Here is a 15,132-nt window from a genome sequence, read left to right on the forward strand (position 1 = left end):
CCCATGCAGCAGCCCAGCCAGCAGGAGCCGCACGGCGTGGACCAGCCCTCCCTTCCGCTGGACGACCAGGCGCAGGCCCTGGTCCCGGTGCGACCGAGCTACACCACCCCGCCGCCGCGGCCCAAGCTGTGGCAGCGCATCGCCGCCGACCTGCTGTCGCCGTGGATCGCGCTGCGCAGCGAGCCGGAGCGGCCGCAGGCCCTGCTCGATGCGACCCGGCCGGTGTGCTACGTGCTCGAGCACCATGGCCTGTCGAACCTGCTGATCCTCGACCGCGCCTGCCGCGAGGCGGGCCTGCCCTCGCCGATGTCGCCGCTGCCGCACGACGCGCTCGGCCGCCGCCGCAGCTATGCGGTGCTCTCGCAGCGGCGCGCGCCGGTTTCGGGCAGGCCGTCGCGGCGCACGCATTCCGAGGGCCTCGCGCGCCTGCTCGACGCGCACCGCGCGCATCCGGACCTCGACGTGCAGCTGGTGCCGGTGTCGATCTTCGTCGGCCGCGCGCCGGACCGGCAGTCGGGCTGGTTCCAGGTGCTGTTCTCGGAAAACTGGGCGATCGTGGGCCGCTTCCGGCGCATGCTCGCGATCCTGCTCAACGGCCGCCACACCATCGTGCAGTTTTCCGCGCCGTTCACCGCGCGCGAGGCGCTGGCCGAGCAGCTCGACCCCGAGCGCACCGTGCGCAAGCTCGGGCGCGTGCTGCGCGCGCACTACCGCCGCATCCGCGCGGCGGTGATCGGCCCGGACCTCTCGCACCGGCGCCTGTTCGTCGACCGCATCCTCGATTCCGAACCGGTCCGCCGCGCCATCGCCGACCAGGCGCGCCGCGACGGCTCCAGCCACGCCGAGGCGTGGAAGAAGGCGCACGCCTACGCGTGGGAGATCGCCGCCGACTACTCGCACCCGCTGGTGCGCTCGCTGTCGATCCTGCTGACGCCGTTCTGGAACCGCATGTACGACGGCGTGACCGTGCACCACATGGAGACGCTGAAGGAGGTCGCGCCCGGCCACGAGGTGGTCTACACGCCGAGCCACCGCAGCCACATCGACTACCTGCTGCTGTCCTACATCCTGTACGGGCGCGGCATCGTGCCGCCGCACATCGTGGCCGGCGTCAACCTCAACATGCCCGTGGTCGGTTCGCTGCTGCGCCGCGGCGGCGCGTTCTTCATCCGCCGCTCGATCCGCGGCAACGTGCTGTATTCGACGGTGCTCAGCGAATACGTCGCGCAGCTGGTGGGCGAAGGCTTCTCGCTCGAGTACTTCGTCGAGGGCGGGCGCTCGCGCACCGGGCGCATGCTGGCGCCCAAGGGCGGCATGGTCGCGATGACGGTGCGCGCCTACCTGCGCGCGCCGCGGCGTCCGGTGGTGTTCGTGCCCGTCTACATCGGCTACGAGAAGCTGATGGAGGGCGAGAGCTACATGGACGAGCTCACCGGCCGGCCCAAGCAGAAGGAGACGGTGTGGGCGCTGCTGCGCGGGATCGGCGGCATCCTGCGCAAGCGCTACGGCAAGGTCGCGCTGTCCTTCGGCGCACCGATCCGGCTGGACGAGGTGCTGGAGCGGCACGCGCCCGACTGGCGCGAGGCCGATCCCGACGGCAAGCCGGCCTGGTTCGGCACCGTCGTCGACGAGATCGCCGAGCGCATCGTGGTGCACATCAACTGCACCGCCGACGTCAATCCGGTCAACCTGCTCGCGCTCGCCCTGCTGGCCACACCGCGGCGGGCGATGAGCGAGGGCGACCTGGCGGCGCAGCTCGCGCTGGCCAAGACGCTGCTGGCGGCGGTGCCGTACTCGGAGCGGGTGACGGTGACCGCGCTGACCCCGGCCGAGATCATCGCCTACGGCGAGAAGATCGAGGTGCTGACCCGGGTGCGGCATCCGCTCGGCGACGTCATCAGCCTGGAGGCGGAGTCGGCCGCGCTGCAGAGCTACTACCGCAACAACGTGCTGCACCTGTTCGTGGCGGCGGCGTGGATCGCCTGCTGCTTCCAGAACAACCGCCGCATGAGCCGCGCCGGCGTGCTGCGCGTGGGCCGCGCGCTGTATCCCTTCATCCAGGGCGAGCTGTTCCTGCCGTGGAGCGAGGAGGGCTTCGTCGAGCGCCTGGAGCAGACGATCGCCGTGTTCATCCGCGAGGGCCTGCTGACCTCGGTGCCCGGCAGCGACGGCGAGAGCGAATGGCTCAGCCGCGAGCCGGGGCAGACCGACGAGGTATTCCGCCTGCGCGCCATCGCGCACAGCCTGCAGCAGGCCTTCGAGCGCTACTACATCGCCATCGCCATCCTGGTGAAGAACGGGCCCGGCAGCCTCACCCCCGCCGAGCTGGAGACGCTGTGCCAGCTCACCGCGCAGCGGCTGTCCCTGCTGTACGCGCCGGCGGCGCCGGAGTTCTTCGATAAGTCGCTGTTCCGCGGCTTCATCCAGCGCATGCGCGAGATGGGCCTGGTGCGCGCCAACGAGGAAGGCCGGCTGGTCTTCGACGAGCGTCTCGACAGCTGGGCCCGCGACGCGCGCCTGATCCTCAGCCGCGAGATGCGCGCGACCATCATGAGCCTGTCGCCGGACGCGGCGCGCACCGCCGCCGGCGAGCCCGCCGCCGGCTGAGCGCCGCGCCGCGGCGGCGGGTCAGGCGTCGAGGTCCGGGATCAGCCGGCTCTGCAGGCGGCCGATGGCGTCCTTCAGCAGCAGCTTGCGCTTCTTCAGCCGGCGCAGCGCGATCTGGTCGGCGGCGGCGTCGTGGGCGAGCCGCTCGATCGCGGCGTCGAGGTCGCGATGCTCGATGCGCAGCTCGGTGAGCCGGCGCGTGATGCTGGCCGTATCGGTGGGGGCGGACATGGCGCCCAAGCTTAGCGCCGTCGCCCGGTCGCTGCCGGCGTGCGGCGGCCGGCGGGCGCCGCCGCTACACTAGCCGGCCGCACCCGCGCATCCCCGCCCATGTCCGCCGTCGCCCCGGCGCCCGACGCCCGTCGCGCGCACGAGAACAACAAGCTCGCCAAGCGCCTGCGCCGCCAGGTCGGCCAGGCCATCGCCGACTACGGCATGATCGAGGACGGCGACAAGGTCATGGTGTGCCTGTCCGGCGGCAAGGACAGCTATACGCTCCTCGACATCCTGCTGCAGCTGAGGAGGAAGGCGCCGGTGTCGTTCGAGCTGGTCGCGGTCAACCTCGACCAGAAGCAGCCGGGCTTCCCGGAACACGTGCTGCCGCAGTACCTCGAGTCGCTGGGCGTGCCCTACCGCATCCTCGAGCAGGACACCTACTCGGTGGTCAAGCGCGTGATCCCCGAAGGCAAGACCATGTGCTCGCTGTGCTCGCGCCTGCGCCGCGGCGCGCTCTACACGCACGCCGAGGCCGAGGGCTTCACCAAGATCGCGCTGGGCCACCACCGCGACGACATGGTGGCGACCTTCCTGATGAACCTGTTCCACCACGCCAAGCTTTCCGGCATGCCGCCGAAGCTGCGCTCCGACGACGGCCGCAACACCGTGATCCGGCCGCTGGCCTACGTCCGCGAGGACGACATCGCCGCCTATGCCGAATGGAAGCGCTTCCCGATCATCCCGTGCACGCTGTGCGGCTCGCAGGAGAACCTGCAGCGCAAGCAGGTGCAGAGGATGATGCGCGAGTGGGAGCGCGAGGCGCCGGGCCGCGTCGAGCAGATCGCGCGCGCGCTGGCCGACGTGCGCCCCTCGCAGCTGGCCGACGCGAGCCTGTTCGACTTCGCCGCGCTCGGCCGCCGCAGCGGCGCAACAACCGCGCCCGATGCGCATGCCTGGCTCGGGGGCGACACCGCCATCGACGCCCGCACCGAATCCTGACCCTCATCCGCGCCGCGCTGCGCGCAGCCTTCGCGCCGCGCGTGGCAAGGCCGTGCAACCGGAGCACCCGATCCCGATGTTCTTCAAGAATCTCTGCTTCTTCCGCTTCCCGACCACGCTCACCTTCGACGACCTCGAGGAGCGCCTTGCCGAGCACCGGCTCAAGCCGGTCGGCGCGACCGAGCTGTCCTCCCGCGGCTTCGTGTCGCCGATGGGCCGCGACGCCGAGGCGCTGACCCACAAGGTCGAGCGCTGCGTGTGGCTGACCATGGGCGGCGAGGAACGCCTGCTGCCGTCGGTGGTGGTCAACGACGCGGTGCAGAAGAAGATCGACGAGATCGAGGAGACCCAGGGCCGCCGCCTCGGCGGCCGCGCGCGGAAGAAGCTCAAGGAGGAGATCGTCTTCGACCTGCTGCCGCGCGCCTTCGTCCGGCCGCTGCGTACCGACGCCTACCTCGACCTCGAGCACGGCTTCATCGCGATCGACACCTCCTCGCGCAAGCAGGCCGAGAGCGTGGCGTCCGAGCTGCGCGAGGCGCTGGGCAGCTTCCCGGCGCTGCCGCTCAACGCCGAGACCGCGCCGCGCAACGTGCTCACCGCGTGGCTGGCCGGGGAGGCGCTGCCGGAGGGCCTGAGCCTCGGCGACGAGTGCGAGCTCAAGGACGCCGCCGACAAGGGCGCGGTGGTCAAGTGCACGCGCCAGGAGCTCGACGCCGACGAGGTGACCAAGCATCTCGAGGTCGGCAAGCAGTGCACGCGCCTGGCGCTGACCCTCGACGACCACGTCTCCTTCGTGCTCGGCGAGGACCTCATCGTGCGCAAGCTCAAGTTCCTCGACGGTGCGGTGGAGTCGCTCGAGAACAGCGAGCGCGACGACCAGCGCGCCGAGCTCGATGCGCGCTTCGCGCTGATGTCGGGCGAGCTCAAGAACCTCTGGACCACCCTCGAGGCGTCGATGAAGCTCAGCCGCGCGGAAGCCTGAGCCCGCGCGCGGCCGGCGTGCACGCGCCGGCCGCCGCGTTCTGCGATGCTGGCAGCCGATGCCGCCGTCGCGGCTCCCGCCCCCTTCCGCACCGCAGCCCATGCCCCAGTTCCGCCGCGCAGCGCGTCCGATCGAACGCGACAGCTTTCCGCTGACGCTGGCCTGCGGACGGGTGATCGAGATCGCGCGGGTGCGCGATCCGCGCGCGCGGCGGATGAAGCTCGTGGTCAACGAGCGCGGCGCGCGCCTGACCCTGCCGCGCGGCGTCGCCGACGGCACCGGCCTGCGCTTCGCCCAGGACCACCGCGACTGGCTGGCCGCGCAGCTGCTGCGCTTCGCGCCCGCCGGACGCGCGCAGCCCTTCGCTCCCGGCGACGCCCGACCGCTGCCGCTGCGCGGCGTGGAGCTGCCGGTGGCGTGGCGCGAGGGTCGTTTCGTCGGCATCCGCCTCGAAGCCGACGGCACCCTCGTGGCCACCGCGCCGTCGGGGATCGATGCCACCCCGCTGCGCCGCGCCCTGCTCGATTTCTACCGCGCGCAGGCGCGCGCCGACGTCGGACGCTGGCTGCCGCGCTATCTCGACGGCCTGCCGCGGCCGCCGCGCAGCATCGCGTTCAAGCCGCTGTCGTCGCTGTGGGGTTCGCTGAGCCCGTCGGGCGCCGTCTCGCTCGACCTCGCCCTGGTACTCGGCCCGCCGGCCGCGTTCGAGTATGTCCTGGTGCACGAGCTCTGCCACCTGATCCAGGCCAACCACTCGCCGGCGTTCTGGCAGGAGGTCGAGGCGCGCTGCCCGGACTGGCGCGAGCAGCGTCGCTGGTTCCACGCCCACGGGCTCGCGCTGAAGGCGCGCCTGGCACAGCTGCTCGACTAGTCGTCCGGCGCCTCGGCGAAGACGTCGGCGAGGCAGCGCGCGACCGGCTCCGGCGTCTCCATGTGCAGGTGGTGATGGCCGGGGACGACCTCCACGCGCACCTCGCGCAGGCAGGCCAGCCGCGCCTCGCGCAGCGCCGGTGCAAGCGACGGATGGTGTTCGCTGCCCATCACCACCCGCACCGGCACCGTGATCGCGCGCAGCACCGCCTGCACGCTGGCCTCGTCCATGCGCAGCGGGCTCGGCCAGGTCAGGCGCGGATCGCTCGACCACACGAAGCCGCCGTCCACCGCGCGGGTACCACGCTCGACCAGCAGCCGCGCCGCCGGCTCCGACAGGCCGTTGGCCTGCATGCGCGCCCGCACCGCCACGTCGAGGTCGGCGAACACGCGCGGCCCGCGCGACGGCCGCACGCGACGCTCGAAGGCCTCGCGCATGCGCTCGGGTGCCTGTGCGGGGTCACCCGACAGCGGACCCGCCGACTCGACCAGGGCCAGCCGGCGCACGCGCGCGGGCGCGACCGCGGCGAACAGCACCGCCACCGCACCGCCGAGCGAATGGCCGAGCAGGCCGGCATCCCTCCACGCCAGCGCATCGAGCGCCGCGGCCACGTCGAGCAGGTAGTCGAGGAAGCCGTACTCGGCCTCGGCGCTGCGATGGAAGGAGCGGCCGTGCCCGGCGAGGTCGAGGGCGACCAGCTCGATGTCGCCCAGGTGCGGGGCGAGCGGCAGGAAGCTCGCCGCATTGTCGAGCCAGCCGTGCAGCGCCAGCACCCGCGGCGCGCCCACGCGGCCGCCACGAAGGGCGGCGAAGCGGCCGCGCGGCGTGTCGAGCGCCGCGTCCCGCATCACAGCCCGGGCCAGCCGGCGCCGTGCTCGCGCAGCAGCGCCGCGAGCGCCGCCGCGTGCGCGGCGTCCTCGTTGAGCGCCGGGATGTAGCGCAGGCGGCCGCCGCCGGCAGCCTCGAAGATTTCCGCGTTCTGCATCGCGTTCTCCTCGAGCGTCTCCAGGCAGTCCACGGCGAAGCCGGGACAGACGATGTCCACGTCGCGCACGCCGGCCTTGGCCAGCGCGACGAGGGTGGCGTCGGTCGCCGGCTCCAGCCAGGCCTCGCGGCCGAACCGCGACTGGTAGGTCAGCCGCCATGCGTCGTCGTCCAGGCCCAGCGCCTGCACCACCGCCCGCGTCGACGCCTGGCACTGCATCGGATAGGGGTCACCGGCGTCGGCGAAGCGCTGCGGCAGGCCGTGGTAGGAGAACAGCAGGGCCTGTCCCGCGCCCTCGCGCTCGCGCCATTCGCGGATGCTGGCGGCCACCGCGTCGACCCAGGCCGGGAACAGGTGGTAGTCGGCCACGAAGCGCAGGTCGGGCACGCGCGGCCAGCGGCGGAACTCGCCGCTGACCCGGTCGAGCACCGACGCGGCGGTGCTCTGCGAATACTGCGGGTACAGCGGCAGCACCAGCAGGCGCTGCATCCCGGCCTCGCGCAGCTCGCGCAGGACCTCGGGCACCGACGGATTGCCATAGCGCATCGCCAGGCGCACCTGCGCGCCCGGCAGCAGGCGCGCGACCTCGCGGGTCAGCCGCGTCGACAGGGCCAGCAGCGGCGAGCCGTCCTCGCGCCAGATCGAGGCGTACTTCTTCGCCACCCGCGGCGAACGCAGGGGCAGGATCGCGCCGTGCAGCACCGGGCACCACAGCCAGCGGGTGAGATCGACCACGCGGTAGTCGTGCAGGAACTCCGACAGGTAACGACGCACGGCCGCGGACGTGGGCGCGTCCGGCGTACCGAGGTTGACCAGCAGCACGGCGGTGCCGGCATGGGACATCGATGCGACTCCTGGCGGGGCGGGGCGGCAGTGTAGTGGCTCGACGCGCGCGACGCGTCTGCGCTGCGGCCCGGGCCCGGCCTGGATGCGACGCCGGACATGAACTCCCTGCACCGCCCTGTGCCCTGTGCCCGGCGCTCCGCACCCGCCTCGGCCCGCCTCCTGCGCGATCCCGGCATACTCCCCGTCAGACCCGATTCACCGCTGCACGCGAGAATCGACCGGCTCCATCCCATCAGCGGAGAACTCCATGCGCCCTGCGGCACGCCTCGTCGTCCTGACCGTCCTGCTCGCCTTCGCCGGCGCCGCCTTCGCCGGCGCGCGCGAGGACCAGCGCGCCAGCGACGCGGTGATCGTCCTCGACAACATGATGATGGTCCCGGAGCAGGCGCTGCCCGAGGCGATGCTGCGCGAGGCGCAGGCGATCGCGGTGTTCCCGAACGTGGTCAAGGCCGGCCTGGTGATCGGCGGCCGCCGCGGCCACGGCCTGATCTCGGTGCGCATGCGCGACGGCACCTGGTCCAACCCGAGCTTCATCACCCTGACCGGCGGCAGCATCGGCTTCCAGGCCGGTGTGCAGGCCAGCGACCTGGTCCTGGTGTTCCGCAGCCAGCGGGGCGTGGACTCCATCGTCAACGGCAAGTTCACCCTCGGCGCCGACGCCGCGGTGGCCGCCGGGCCGGTGGGACGCATGGCCCAGGCCTCCACCGACGAGCAGCTCAAGGCCGAGATCTACGCCTACGCCCGCGCCCGCGGCCTGTTCGCCGGGCTTGCCATCGACGGCGCGGTGATGTCGATCAACCACCGCGCCAACCAGGCGGTCTACGGCGCCAACACCACCCCGCGCGCCATCTTCGAGAACCGGGTCGGGCCGAGCTCCACCCCGATCGTCGACTTCCGCGACCGCCTCGAGGAGTACTCGGCGGTCGCCGCCGGCACGTCCGCGCCGGCCCCGGCCCCCACGCCGGCGCAGCCGGCGCCGCAGCCCGCCGGCAGCCAGACCTATCCGGTGCAGGGCGCGCAGACCCAGCCCCTGCAGGCCGCGCCCGCGCCGCAGGCCTATCCGCAGGGTCCGTCGGCCGCACCGCGCACCATCACTCCGCAGCCGCCCTCCCAGCAGGGCTTCGAGCCGGTTCCGCCGGTCGAGGAGCTGCCCGAGGAGCCGCTGCGCCGCGATCCGGCGCCGGCCGGGGACGGCTACTGATTCACCGTCCTGGCGCGGTGCCTGGGGTATCCTCGACGTCCTTCCCGATTCGCAACGTGACCTCCCATGGGTTCTTTCAGCATCTGGCACTGGCTCGTCGTCCTGGCCGTCGTGCTGCTGATCTTCGGCACCAAGCGCCTGCGCAACATCGGCGAGGATCTCGGTAGCGCGATCAAGGGCTTCCGCAAGGGCATGCACGACGCCGACAAGGACGCCGACGGCGACAAGCCGGCGCCGCGCATCGACAGCCAGCGGCAGGCCGAGGACGACGCCCGCCGCCGCGAGGCGTCGCGCGACACCGACATCCCGCCGCGCGGCTGAAGGCGACACGCATCGCGCGACCATGTTCGACCTGAGCTTCAGCGAGCTGCTCATCGTGGCGGTGGTCGCGCTGATCGTGCTCGGCCCCGAGCGCCTGCCCAAGGCGGCGCGCTTCTGCGGGCTGTGGGTGCGCAAGGCGCGCGCGCAGTGGTACTCGGTGAAGTCGGAACTCGAACGCGAGCTCGCCGCCGAGGAGATCAAGCGCAGCATCGAGGAGCAGACCCGCAGCCTGCGCGAGGAGACGCGCCAGCTCGGCGACAGCCTGCGCGCCGACGCCGACGCGCTGCGCGCCACCGGCCGCTCGGCACGCGATGCGCTGTCGGAGCGCCGCGAGCGCGTGCGCCGGGAGGACGCGGCGGACCCGGCCGAACCCGGCCCCGCCGCCACCGCGGGCGAGGCGCCGACCGCGCTCGAGACCCTCCCCGACGAAGCGGGGCGCGAGGGCCGCGACGCCGCCGCCGGCGGTACGACGGACGCGCCTGATGACGACGCCGCGGACGCCGCGGACGCGCCGGTGCCGCGCAGGGAAACGCCATGAGCGCCGAGGACGACCGCGAGGAGGGCCTGCTCTCGCACCTCCTCGAACTGCGCACCCGCCTGCTCAAGGCGGTGATCGCGGTGGTCGTGGTGCTGGTGGCCCTGCTGCCGTTCGCGCAGCGGCTCTATACCTGGCTGGCGCAGCCCCTGGTGTCGAAGCTGCCCGCCGGCAGCCAGCTGGTGGCCATCGAGGTCGCCTCGCCGTTCTTCGCGCCGATCAAGCTCGCCTTCTTCGTCGCGATCGTGCTCGCGATGCCGCTGGTGCTGTACCAGCTGTGGGCCTTCGTCGCCCCGGGGCTGTACCGCCACGAGCGCCGGCTGGCGACGCCGCTGCTGGTCTCGGCGATGCTGCTGTTCTACGGCGGCGTGGCCTTCGCCTATTTCCTGGTGCTGCCGACGGTGTTCGGCTTCCTGACCGCGGTCACCCCCGCGGACGTGGCGATGATGACCGACATCAGCCGCTACCTCGATTTCGTCATGGTGCTGTTCCTGGCCTTCGGCGCGAGTTTCGAGGTGCCGGTGGCGGTGGTGATCCTGGCCGCGTTGGGCGTGGTCGACATTCCGCAGCTCAAGGCGGCGCGCGGTTATGTGGTGGTCGGCGCCTTCGTCGTCGCCGCGGTGCTCACCCCGCCGGACGTGGTCTCGCAGCTGCTGCTCGCGATCCCGATGTGCCTGCTGTACGAGGCCGGCATCATCGCCGCGCGCTTCGTGCGGCCGCGCAGCGTGGACGCGGATGCCGCCGCGTCCTGACCCGACGCACCGCGCGTCGGCGCTGCGCCCCGCCGGCTTCTGGCGCCGCTACGCGGCCTGGAGCATCGACGCGCTGATCCTGGTGGTTCCCGCGGCCCTGCTCGCCTGGCTGCCGCTGCAGGCGGCGTGGCCGCGCCTGCTCGCGGCCGGCTCGGCGCTGGCGGTGACGCTGGCGCTGACGATGCAGGACGCGATGCGAACGCCCGATCCCGCCGGCAACCTGCTGCTGGCGCTGGCGATCGTGCGCGACCCCGTGGTCGCCGGCGCCGTTGTCCGCTTCCAGGACGCGCTCCTCGTCGCGCTCGCGGTGCCGATGCTGGCGTGGACGCTGGTGGCGGCGCCCTGGTTCGTGCTGTTCGAATCCGGCGCCCGCGGCGCCACGCCCGGCAAGCGCGCGCTGGACATCCGCGCGGCCGACGCCGCGGGCGCCCGCCTGCGCCCGGTGCGTGCCGCCGCGCGCTTCTTCGCCGGTGCGCTGTCCTGGGCGACGCTCAACCTCGGCCATGCCCTGGCCGCGTGGACGCCGGAGCGGCGTGCCCTGCACGACATCGTCGCCGGCAGCCGGGTGCTCCTGCGCGAGGGCGCGGACCCGCGACTGCCGCGCTGGGTGCTGCCCTGGCTCGGCATGCAGGGCTGCGCGCTGCTCGCCGGCGTGGCCTGGCTGCTCGGCGCCTGGATCGAACTGCTGCTGCGCTTCGCCGCCTGAAACGGCCGCGGGACGCGGGCGCCCCGCGGCAGGCGTCTCAGAACGCGGTGTAGCCCTGCGGCGCCGGCGGCGGCACCTCGGTCGCGGCATCGTCGCCGAACACCTCCTGCCACGCCCTGTACATCGACGGCACGTAGATCGCGGCCACCACCGCCATCAGCAGCATGTTCATCACGAACTGCACCACGAACTGCAGCAGGCTGCCCAGCGCCGCGCCGAGCAGGCTGAACAGGCCGATGCCGATGGTCAGCACCACGCCGATCACGATCCAGCACAGCAGGTTGACCAGCAGCGCCGGCAGGTTGCTCCACAGCGCGCGGAAGCCGTCGCCCAGCGCACGCAGGCCCGACACCTCGCCCAGCATCGCCCGCGGCTGGGCGAAGAAGCTGGTCCAGCCGAACAGCAGGCCGATCGGCAGCAGCACCACCAGGCTCTGCAGGAAGGGGCCCGCCAGCGCGGCCAGCTGCTCCGGCGACGGGTCGGTGGTGCCGGCCTGCGCCAGCGCCATCAGCTCGCCGCCCATGAACGCCACCATCACGATCAGCGCGAGCACGCCCACGCCGATGCTCACCAACACGATCGGCAGCATCCGCAGGAACGCGCCGGGCTTCGCGAAGCCGTCGAACACCTGGCCGACCTGGGCGCGCCCGCCGCGGTCCTCGGTCCGCACCGCGGAGAGATAGCCCGCGTAGAACACCGGCGACAGCAGGCTGACGATGGCGCCCAGCAGCGGCACCGACACGATGGCGCCGAACACCAGCCCGATCAGCGCGAACGTGCCCGGATTGCGCCGGACGATGTCGAAGCCGTCGACGATCCAGCCTGCGCCGCGTCCCGCGGCGACCCTGCGATGACTCATGGTCGATCCATCCCCTTTCGTAAGTCGAAGATCCGCCGTGCGCGGGTGGCGCCGGCGCGGCACTCTACACCGCGTCCGCCGGGCGTCCGCGGGGCCGTGGCTATACTAGCCCGCTGTCCACCCGCTCCCCTGCCATGGCCGCGCCCACCTTCCAGGACCTCATCCAGCGCCTCAACCAGTACTGGGCCGAATCCGGCTGCGTGCTGATCCAGCCGCTCGATCTCGAAGTCGGCGCCGGCACCTTCCATCCGGCGACGTTCCTGCGCGCACTGGGGCCCGAGCCGTGGAACGCGGCCTACGTGCAGCCCTGCCGCCGCCCCACCGACGGCCGCTACGGCGAGAACCCCAACCGCCTGCAGCGCTACTACCAGTACCAGGTGGTGATGAAGCCTTCGCCCGACGACATCGTCGAGCGCTACTTCGGCTCGCTGAAGGCACTGGGCATCGACCCCCAGGTGCACGACCTCAGGCTGGTCGAGGACAACTGGGAGTCGCCCACGCTCGGCGCCTGGGGCCTGGGCTGGGAGGTGTGGCTCAACGGCATGGAGGTGACCCAGTTCACCTACTTCCAGCAGGCCGGCGGGCTGGAGTGCCGCCCGGTGCTGGGCGAGATCACCTACGGTCTCGAGCGGCTGTGCATGTACCTGCAGAACGTCGACGACGTGTTCGACCTGGTGTGGACCCACGGCCCCGACGGCACCCCGGTCACCTACCGCGACGTCTACCACCAGAACGAGGTCGAGCAGTCGGCCTACAACTTCGAGCACGCCGACGTCGCCGAGCTGTTCCACCGCTTCGACGCCTGCGAGGCCGAGGCGATGAAGCTGGTCGAGGCCGGCCTGCCGCTGCCGGCCTACGAGCAGGTGTGCAAGGCCTCGCACAGCTTCAACCTGCTGGATGCGCGCCGCGCGATCTCGGTCACCGAGCGCCAGCGCTTCATCCTGCGCGTGCGCCGGCTGGCGCAGGCCGTGGCCCAGGCCTATTTCGCGCAGCGCGAGACGCTCGGCTTCCCCGGCCTGAAGCCCGCACCCGCCGCCGCCTGAGCGCGGCCGCGCCGCCCGGCGGCGCATCCCTGTTCCCGCTTCCCTCCCACCGGACCCGCGCAGCGATGAGCGATCGCAAATCCCTCCTGATCGAACTCGGCACCGAGGAACTGCCCGTCGCCGCCCTGCCGGGCCTGGCGCAGGCCTTCTTCGACGGCATCCTCGCCGGCCTGGAGAAGCGGGGGCTCGCCTTCGACCGCGACGGCGCGCGTTCGCTGTACACGCCGCGCCGCCTCGGCGCGCTGGTGCCGGCGGTCGCGGTACGCCAGGCGGACGTCGACGAGGAGCAGCTCGGCCCGCCGGCCAAGGCCGGGCGCGACGCCGACGGCAACCCGACGCCGGCCCTGCTCGGCTTCGCCCAGCGCTGCGGGACCGATCCTTCCGCGGTCGAGGTCAAGGCCACCGACAAGGGCGAGCGCCTGATGGCGCGCGTGTTCCGTCGCGGCGCCGAAACCCGCGAGCTGCTGCCGCAGATCGTGGCCGAGGCACTGGCCGCGATGCCGATCCCCAAGCCGATGCGCTGGGGCGCGCACGACATCGCCTTCGCCCGCCCGGTGCACTGGCTGGTGATGCTGCTGGGCACCGACGTCGTCGACGGCGAGGTGCTCGGCGTGCGCGCCGACCGCATGAGCCGCGGCCACCGCTTCATGAACGGCAAGAGCGTGTGGGTCGGCAGCCCCGAGGACTACGTCGATGCCCTGCGTGGGGCGAAGGTGCTGGTGGACGCCGACGAGCGCCGCGCGCGCATCGCCGCCGAGGTCGAGGCGGCCGCCGCCTCCGCCGGCGGCCGCGCCCGGATCACCGCCGACAACCTCGAACAGGTCAACTGCCTGGTCGAATGGCCGAGCGCGGTGCTGTGCGCGTTCGAGCCGGAGTTCCTGGCGGTGCCGGCCGAGGCGCTGGTGCTGACGATGGAGACCAACCAGAAGTTCTTCCCGGTGCTCGACGAGGCCGGGCGCATGCGCGGGCACTTCGTCGGCGTGGCCAACATCGAGTCGAAGGACGTGGCCGAGGTGCGCAAGGGCTACGAACGCGTGATCCGCCCGCGCTTCGCCGACGCGCGCTTCTTCTTCGAGACCGACCTCAGGCAGGGCCTGGCCTCGATGAACGCCGGCCTGGCATCGGTCACCTACCAGCAGAAGCTCGGCAGCCACGCCGACAAGGTCGCGCGGGTGACCGCGCTGGCGGTGGCGCTGGCGCCGGCCTTCGACGTCGACGCGACCCTCGCCCGCCGCGCCGCGGAACTGTCCAAGGCCGACCTGCAGTCGCGCCTGGTCGGCGAGTTCCCGGAGCTGCAGGGCATCGCCGGGCGCGTCTACGCCGAATCCGACGACAGCCTCGCCGACCTCGCCGACGCCCGCCGCGCCGATCTCGCGCAGGCGCTCGACGAGGTCTACATGCCGCGCAACGCCGGCGACGGCATCGCGCCGTCGCGCCTGGGCCAGCTGCTGGCGGTGGCCGAGCGCCTGGACACGCTCGCCGGCGGCTTCGCCGCAGGGCTCAGGCCCACCGGCAACAAGGACCCGTTCGCCCTGCGCCGCAATGCGCTGGGGCTGGCGCGCACCCTGATCGAGGGTGGCGTCGAACTGGATCTGCCCCAGGCGTTGGCGCAGGCCGTGGCCGCGCAGCCGCAGCCGGCCGACGCCGCCGAACTGCATGCCTTCGTGATCGAACGCCTGCGCGGCTACTACGCCGATCGCGGCGTGCCGACGCTCCAGTTCGAGGCGGTGGCGGCGACGCGACCGGCCGCGCTCACCGACTTCGATCGTCGCCTTGAGGCCATCGCCGCCTTCGCCGCCCTGCCCGAGGCCGAGGCGCTGGCCGCGGCCAACAAGCGCATCGCCAACATCCTGCGCAAGGCGCGCGAGGCCGGAGAGGCGGTGCCGCCGCAGGTCGACCGCGGCCTGCTCGCGGAACCGGCCGAGCAGGCGCTGGCCGAATCGGTCGAGGCCGCGATCCGCGAGACCGACCAGGCGCTCGCCGCGCGCGACTACGTCTCGGTGCTGCGCCGCCTGGCCTGGCTGCGCGCGCCGGTCGACGCCTTCTTCGACTCGGTCATGGTGATGGCCGAGGACCGCGCGGTGCGCGGCAACCGCCTCGCCCTGCTGCAGCGCCTGCGCGACCGCTTCGGCGCGGTCGCCGATGTCGCCCAGCTTTCTGCGACCCAGTAGCCGACTGCGCAGGACTTGTCGTGGCAGGGTGCGTCGCT

15 protein-coding genes are annotated in these 15,132 nt (G+C 72.7%); 11 read left to right on the forward strand and 4 right to left on the reverse strand.

The features are described from left to right. Positions 1-3: 3 nt before the first annotated feature. Positions 4-2,607, forward strand: coding sequence for a glycerol-3-phosphate 1-O-acyltransferase PlsB (gene plsB / locus KB893_RS08160; RefSeq protein WP_211926230.1), 2,604 nt, complete (start codon positions 4-6; stop codon positions 2,605-2,607). A 21-nt stretch (positions 2,608-2,628) separates the two neighbouring features. Here the strand turns inward: plsB and KB893_RS08165 are convergent, their stop codons facing one another. Continuing rightward, positions 2,629-2,838 carry a YdcH family protein gene (locus KB893_RS08165; protein ID WP_211926229.1) on the reverse strand — a complete coding sequence of 70 codons (210 nt, stop codon included), beginning with the start codon at positions 2,836-2,838 and terminating at the stop codon, positions 2,629-2,631. A 99-nt stretch (positions 2,839-2,937) separates the two neighbouring features. Between KB893_RS08165 and ttcA the strand changes: the two genes are divergently transcribed. The 3 genes from ttcA (at position 2,938) to KB893_RS08180 (ending at position 5,675) form a co-directional block, all read left to right on the forward strand. After that, positions 2,938-3,822, forward strand: a complete 885-nt coding sequence (gene ttcA, locus KB893_RS08170; protein ID WP_211926228.1) for a tRNA 2-thiocytidine(32) synthetase TtcA — start codon at positions 2,938-2,940, stop codon at positions 3,820-3,822. Positions 3,823-3,898: 76 nt separating this feature from the next. Next, positions 3,899-4,804, forward strand: coding sequence for a recombination-associated protein RdgC (locus tag KB893_RS08175; RefSeq protein ID WP_213173603.1), 906 nt, complete (start codon positions 3,899-3,901; stop codon positions 4,802-4,804). A gap of 100 nt (positions 4,805-4,904) precedes the next feature. Then, positions 4,905-5,675 carry a M48 family metallopeptidase gene (locus tag KB893_RS08180; RefSeq protein WP_213173604.1) on the forward strand — a complete coding sequence of 257 codons (771 nt, stop codon included), beginning with the start codon at positions 4,905-4,907 and terminating at the stop codon, positions 5,673-5,675. On the opposite strand, the gene KB893_RS08185 is transcribed toward KB893_RS08180, so the two are convergent. Together KB893_RS08185 and hemH are read right to left on the reverse strand one after the other, a co-directional pair. Beyond that, positions 5,672-6,523, reverse strand: a complete 852-nt coding sequence (locus KB893_RS08185; RefSeq protein WP_211926025.1) for an alpha/beta fold hydrolase — start codon at positions 6,521-6,523, stop codon at positions 5,672-5,674. The genes KB893_RS08180 and KB893_RS08185 overlap by 4 nt on opposite strands. After that, positions 6,523-7,503 carry a ferrochelatase gene (gene hemH / locus KB893_RS08190; RefSeq protein WP_211926026.1) on the reverse strand — a complete coding sequence of 327 codons (981 nt, stop codon included), beginning with the start codon at positions 7,501-7,503 and terminating at the stop codon, positions 6,523-6,525. The genes KB893_RS08185 and hemH overlap by 1 nt, the downstream gene beginning before the upstream one ends. Positions 7,504-7,753: 250 nt before the next feature. On the opposite strand from hemH, the gene KB893_RS08195 reads away from it, so the two are divergent. The 5 genes from KB893_RS08195 (at position 7,754) to KB893_RS08215 (ending at position 11,021) form a co-directional block, all read left to right on the forward strand. Then, the gene (locus KB893_RS08195; protein ID WP_211926027.1) at positions 7,754-8,707 is read left to right on the forward strand and encodes a lipid-binding SYLF domain-containing protein; all 954 of its coding nucleotides are present in this window, start codon (positions 7,754-7,756) and stop codon (positions 8,705-8,707) included. Positions 8,708-8,773: 66 nt separating this feature from the next. Next, the gene (gene tatA, locus KB893_RS08200) at positions 8,774-9,028 is read left to right on the forward strand and encodes a Sec-independent protein translocase subunit TatA (RefSeq protein WP_211926028.1); all 255 of its coding nucleotides are present in this window, start codon (positions 8,774-8,776) and stop codon (positions 9,026-9,028) included. Positions 9,029-9,050: 22 nt separating this feature from the next. Beyond that, the gene (gene tatB / locus KB893_RS08205; RefSeq protein ID WP_211926029.1) at positions 9,051-9,566 is read left to right on the forward strand and encodes a Sec-independent protein translocase protein TatB; all 516 of its coding nucleotides are present in this window, start codon (positions 9,051-9,053) and stop codon (positions 9,564-9,566) included. Next, positions 9,563-10,315, forward strand: coding sequence for a twin-arginine translocase subunit TatC (gene tatC, locus KB893_RS08210; protein ID WP_211926030.1), 753 nt, complete (start codon positions 9,563-9,565; stop codon positions 10,313-10,315). Before tatB ends, tatC begins: the two co-directional genes overlap by 4 nt. Continuing rightward, positions 10,299-11,021: an RDD family protein gene (locus KB893_RS08215; protein ID WP_211926031.1), complete on the forward strand. Its 723-nt coding sequence runs from the start codon at positions 10,299-10,301 to the stop codon at positions 11,019-11,021. Before tatC ends, KB893_RS08215 begins: the two co-directional genes overlap by 17 nt. A 37-nt stretch (positions 11,022-11,058) precedes the next feature. Here KB893_RS08215 and KB893_RS08220 read toward each other — a convergent pair whose 3' ends face one another. Further along, on the reverse strand, positions 11,059-11,880 hold the full coding sequence (locus KB893_RS08220) for a BPSS1780 family membrane protein (protein WP_211926032.1): 822 nt from the start codon (positions 11,878-11,880) through the stop codon (positions 11,059-11,061). 134 nt (positions 11,881-12,014) lie between these two features. Between KB893_RS08220 and glyQ the strand changes: the two genes are divergently transcribed. Together glyQ and glyS are read left to right on the forward strand one after the other, a co-directional pair. Next, positions 12,015-12,923, forward strand: coding sequence for a glycine--tRNA ligase subunit alpha (gene glyQ / locus KB893_RS08225; RefSeq protein ID WP_211926033.1), 909 nt, complete (start codon positions 12,015-12,017; stop codon positions 12,921-12,923). Between the two features lie 65 nt (positions 12,924-12,988). Beyond that, positions 12,989-15,094 (forward strand): glycine--tRNA ligase subunit beta, encoded by a 2,106-nt coding sequence (gene glyS / locus KB893_RS08230; protein WP_211926034.1) that lies wholly within the window; start codon positions 12,989-12,991, stop codon positions 15,092-15,094. Positions 15,095-15,132 lie beyond the last annotated feature (38 nt).

Origin of the sequence: Coralloluteibacterium stylophorae (genome assembly GCF_018122625.2) — a bacterium.
Classification (GTDB): Bacteria; Pseudomonadota; Gammaproteobacteria; order Xanthomonadales; family Xanthomonadaceae; genus Coralloluteibacterium; species Coralloluteibacterium stylophorae.

Bases quoted from the DNA above. Each gene is read 5' to 3' on its own strand.
- plsB (WP_211926230.1), top strand. From the start codon at position 4: ATGCAGCAGCCCAGCCAGCAGGAGCCGCACGGCGTGGACCAGCCCTCC.
- KB893_RS08165 (WP_211926229.1), bottom strand. From the start codon at position 2,838: ATGTCCGCCCCCACCGATACGGCCAGCATCACGCGCCGGCTCACCGAG.
- ttcA (WP_211926228.1), top strand. From the start codon at position 2,938: ATGTCCGCCGTCGCCCCGGCGCCCGACGCCCGTCGCGCGCACGAGAAC.
- KB893_RS08175 (WP_213173603.1), top strand. From the start codon at position 3,899: ATGTTCTTCAAGAATCTCTGCTTCTTCCGCTTCCCGACCACGCTCACC.
- KB893_RS08180 (WP_213173604.1), top strand. From the start codon at position 4,905: ATGCCCCAGTTCCGCCGCGCAGCGCGTCCGATCGAACGCGACAGCTTT.
- KB893_RS08185 (WP_211926025.1), bottom strand. From the start codon at position 6,523: ATGCGGGACGCGGCGCTCGACACGCCGCGCGGCCGCTTCGCCGCCCTT.
- hemH (WP_211926026.1), bottom strand. From the start codon at position 7,503: ATGTCCCATGCCGGCACCGCCGTGCTGCTGGTCAACCTCGGTACGCCG.
- KB893_RS08195 (WP_211926027.1), top strand. From the start codon at position 7,754: ATGCGCCCTGCGGCACGCCTCGTCGTCCTGACCGTCCTGCTCGCCTTC.
- tatA (WP_211926028.1), top strand. From the start codon at position 8,774: ATGGGTTCTTTCAGCATCTGGCACTGGCTCGTCGTCCTGGCCGTCGTG.
- tatB (WP_211926029.1), top strand. From the start codon at position 9,051: ATGTTCGACCTGAGCTTCAGCGAGCTGCTCATCGTGGCGGTGGTCGCG.
- tatC (WP_211926030.1), top strand. From the start codon at position 9,563: ATGAGCGCCGAGGACGACCGCGAGGAGGGCCTGCTCTCGCACCTCCTC.
- KB893_RS08215 (WP_211926031.1), top strand. From the start codon at position 10,299: ATGCCGCCGCGTCCTGACCCGACGCACCGCGCGTCGGCGCTGCGCCCC.
- KB893_RS08220 (WP_211926032.1), bottom strand. From the start codon at position 11,880: ATGAGTCATCGCAGGGTCGCCGCGGGACGCGGCGCAGGCTGGATCGTC.
- glyQ (WP_211926033.1), top strand. From the start codon at position 12,015: ATGGCCGCGCCCACCTTCCAGGACCTCATCCAGCGCCTCAACCAGTAC.
- glyS (WP_211926034.1), top strand. From the start codon at position 12,989: ATGAGCGATCGCAAATCCCTCCTGATCGAACTCGGCACCGAGGAACTG.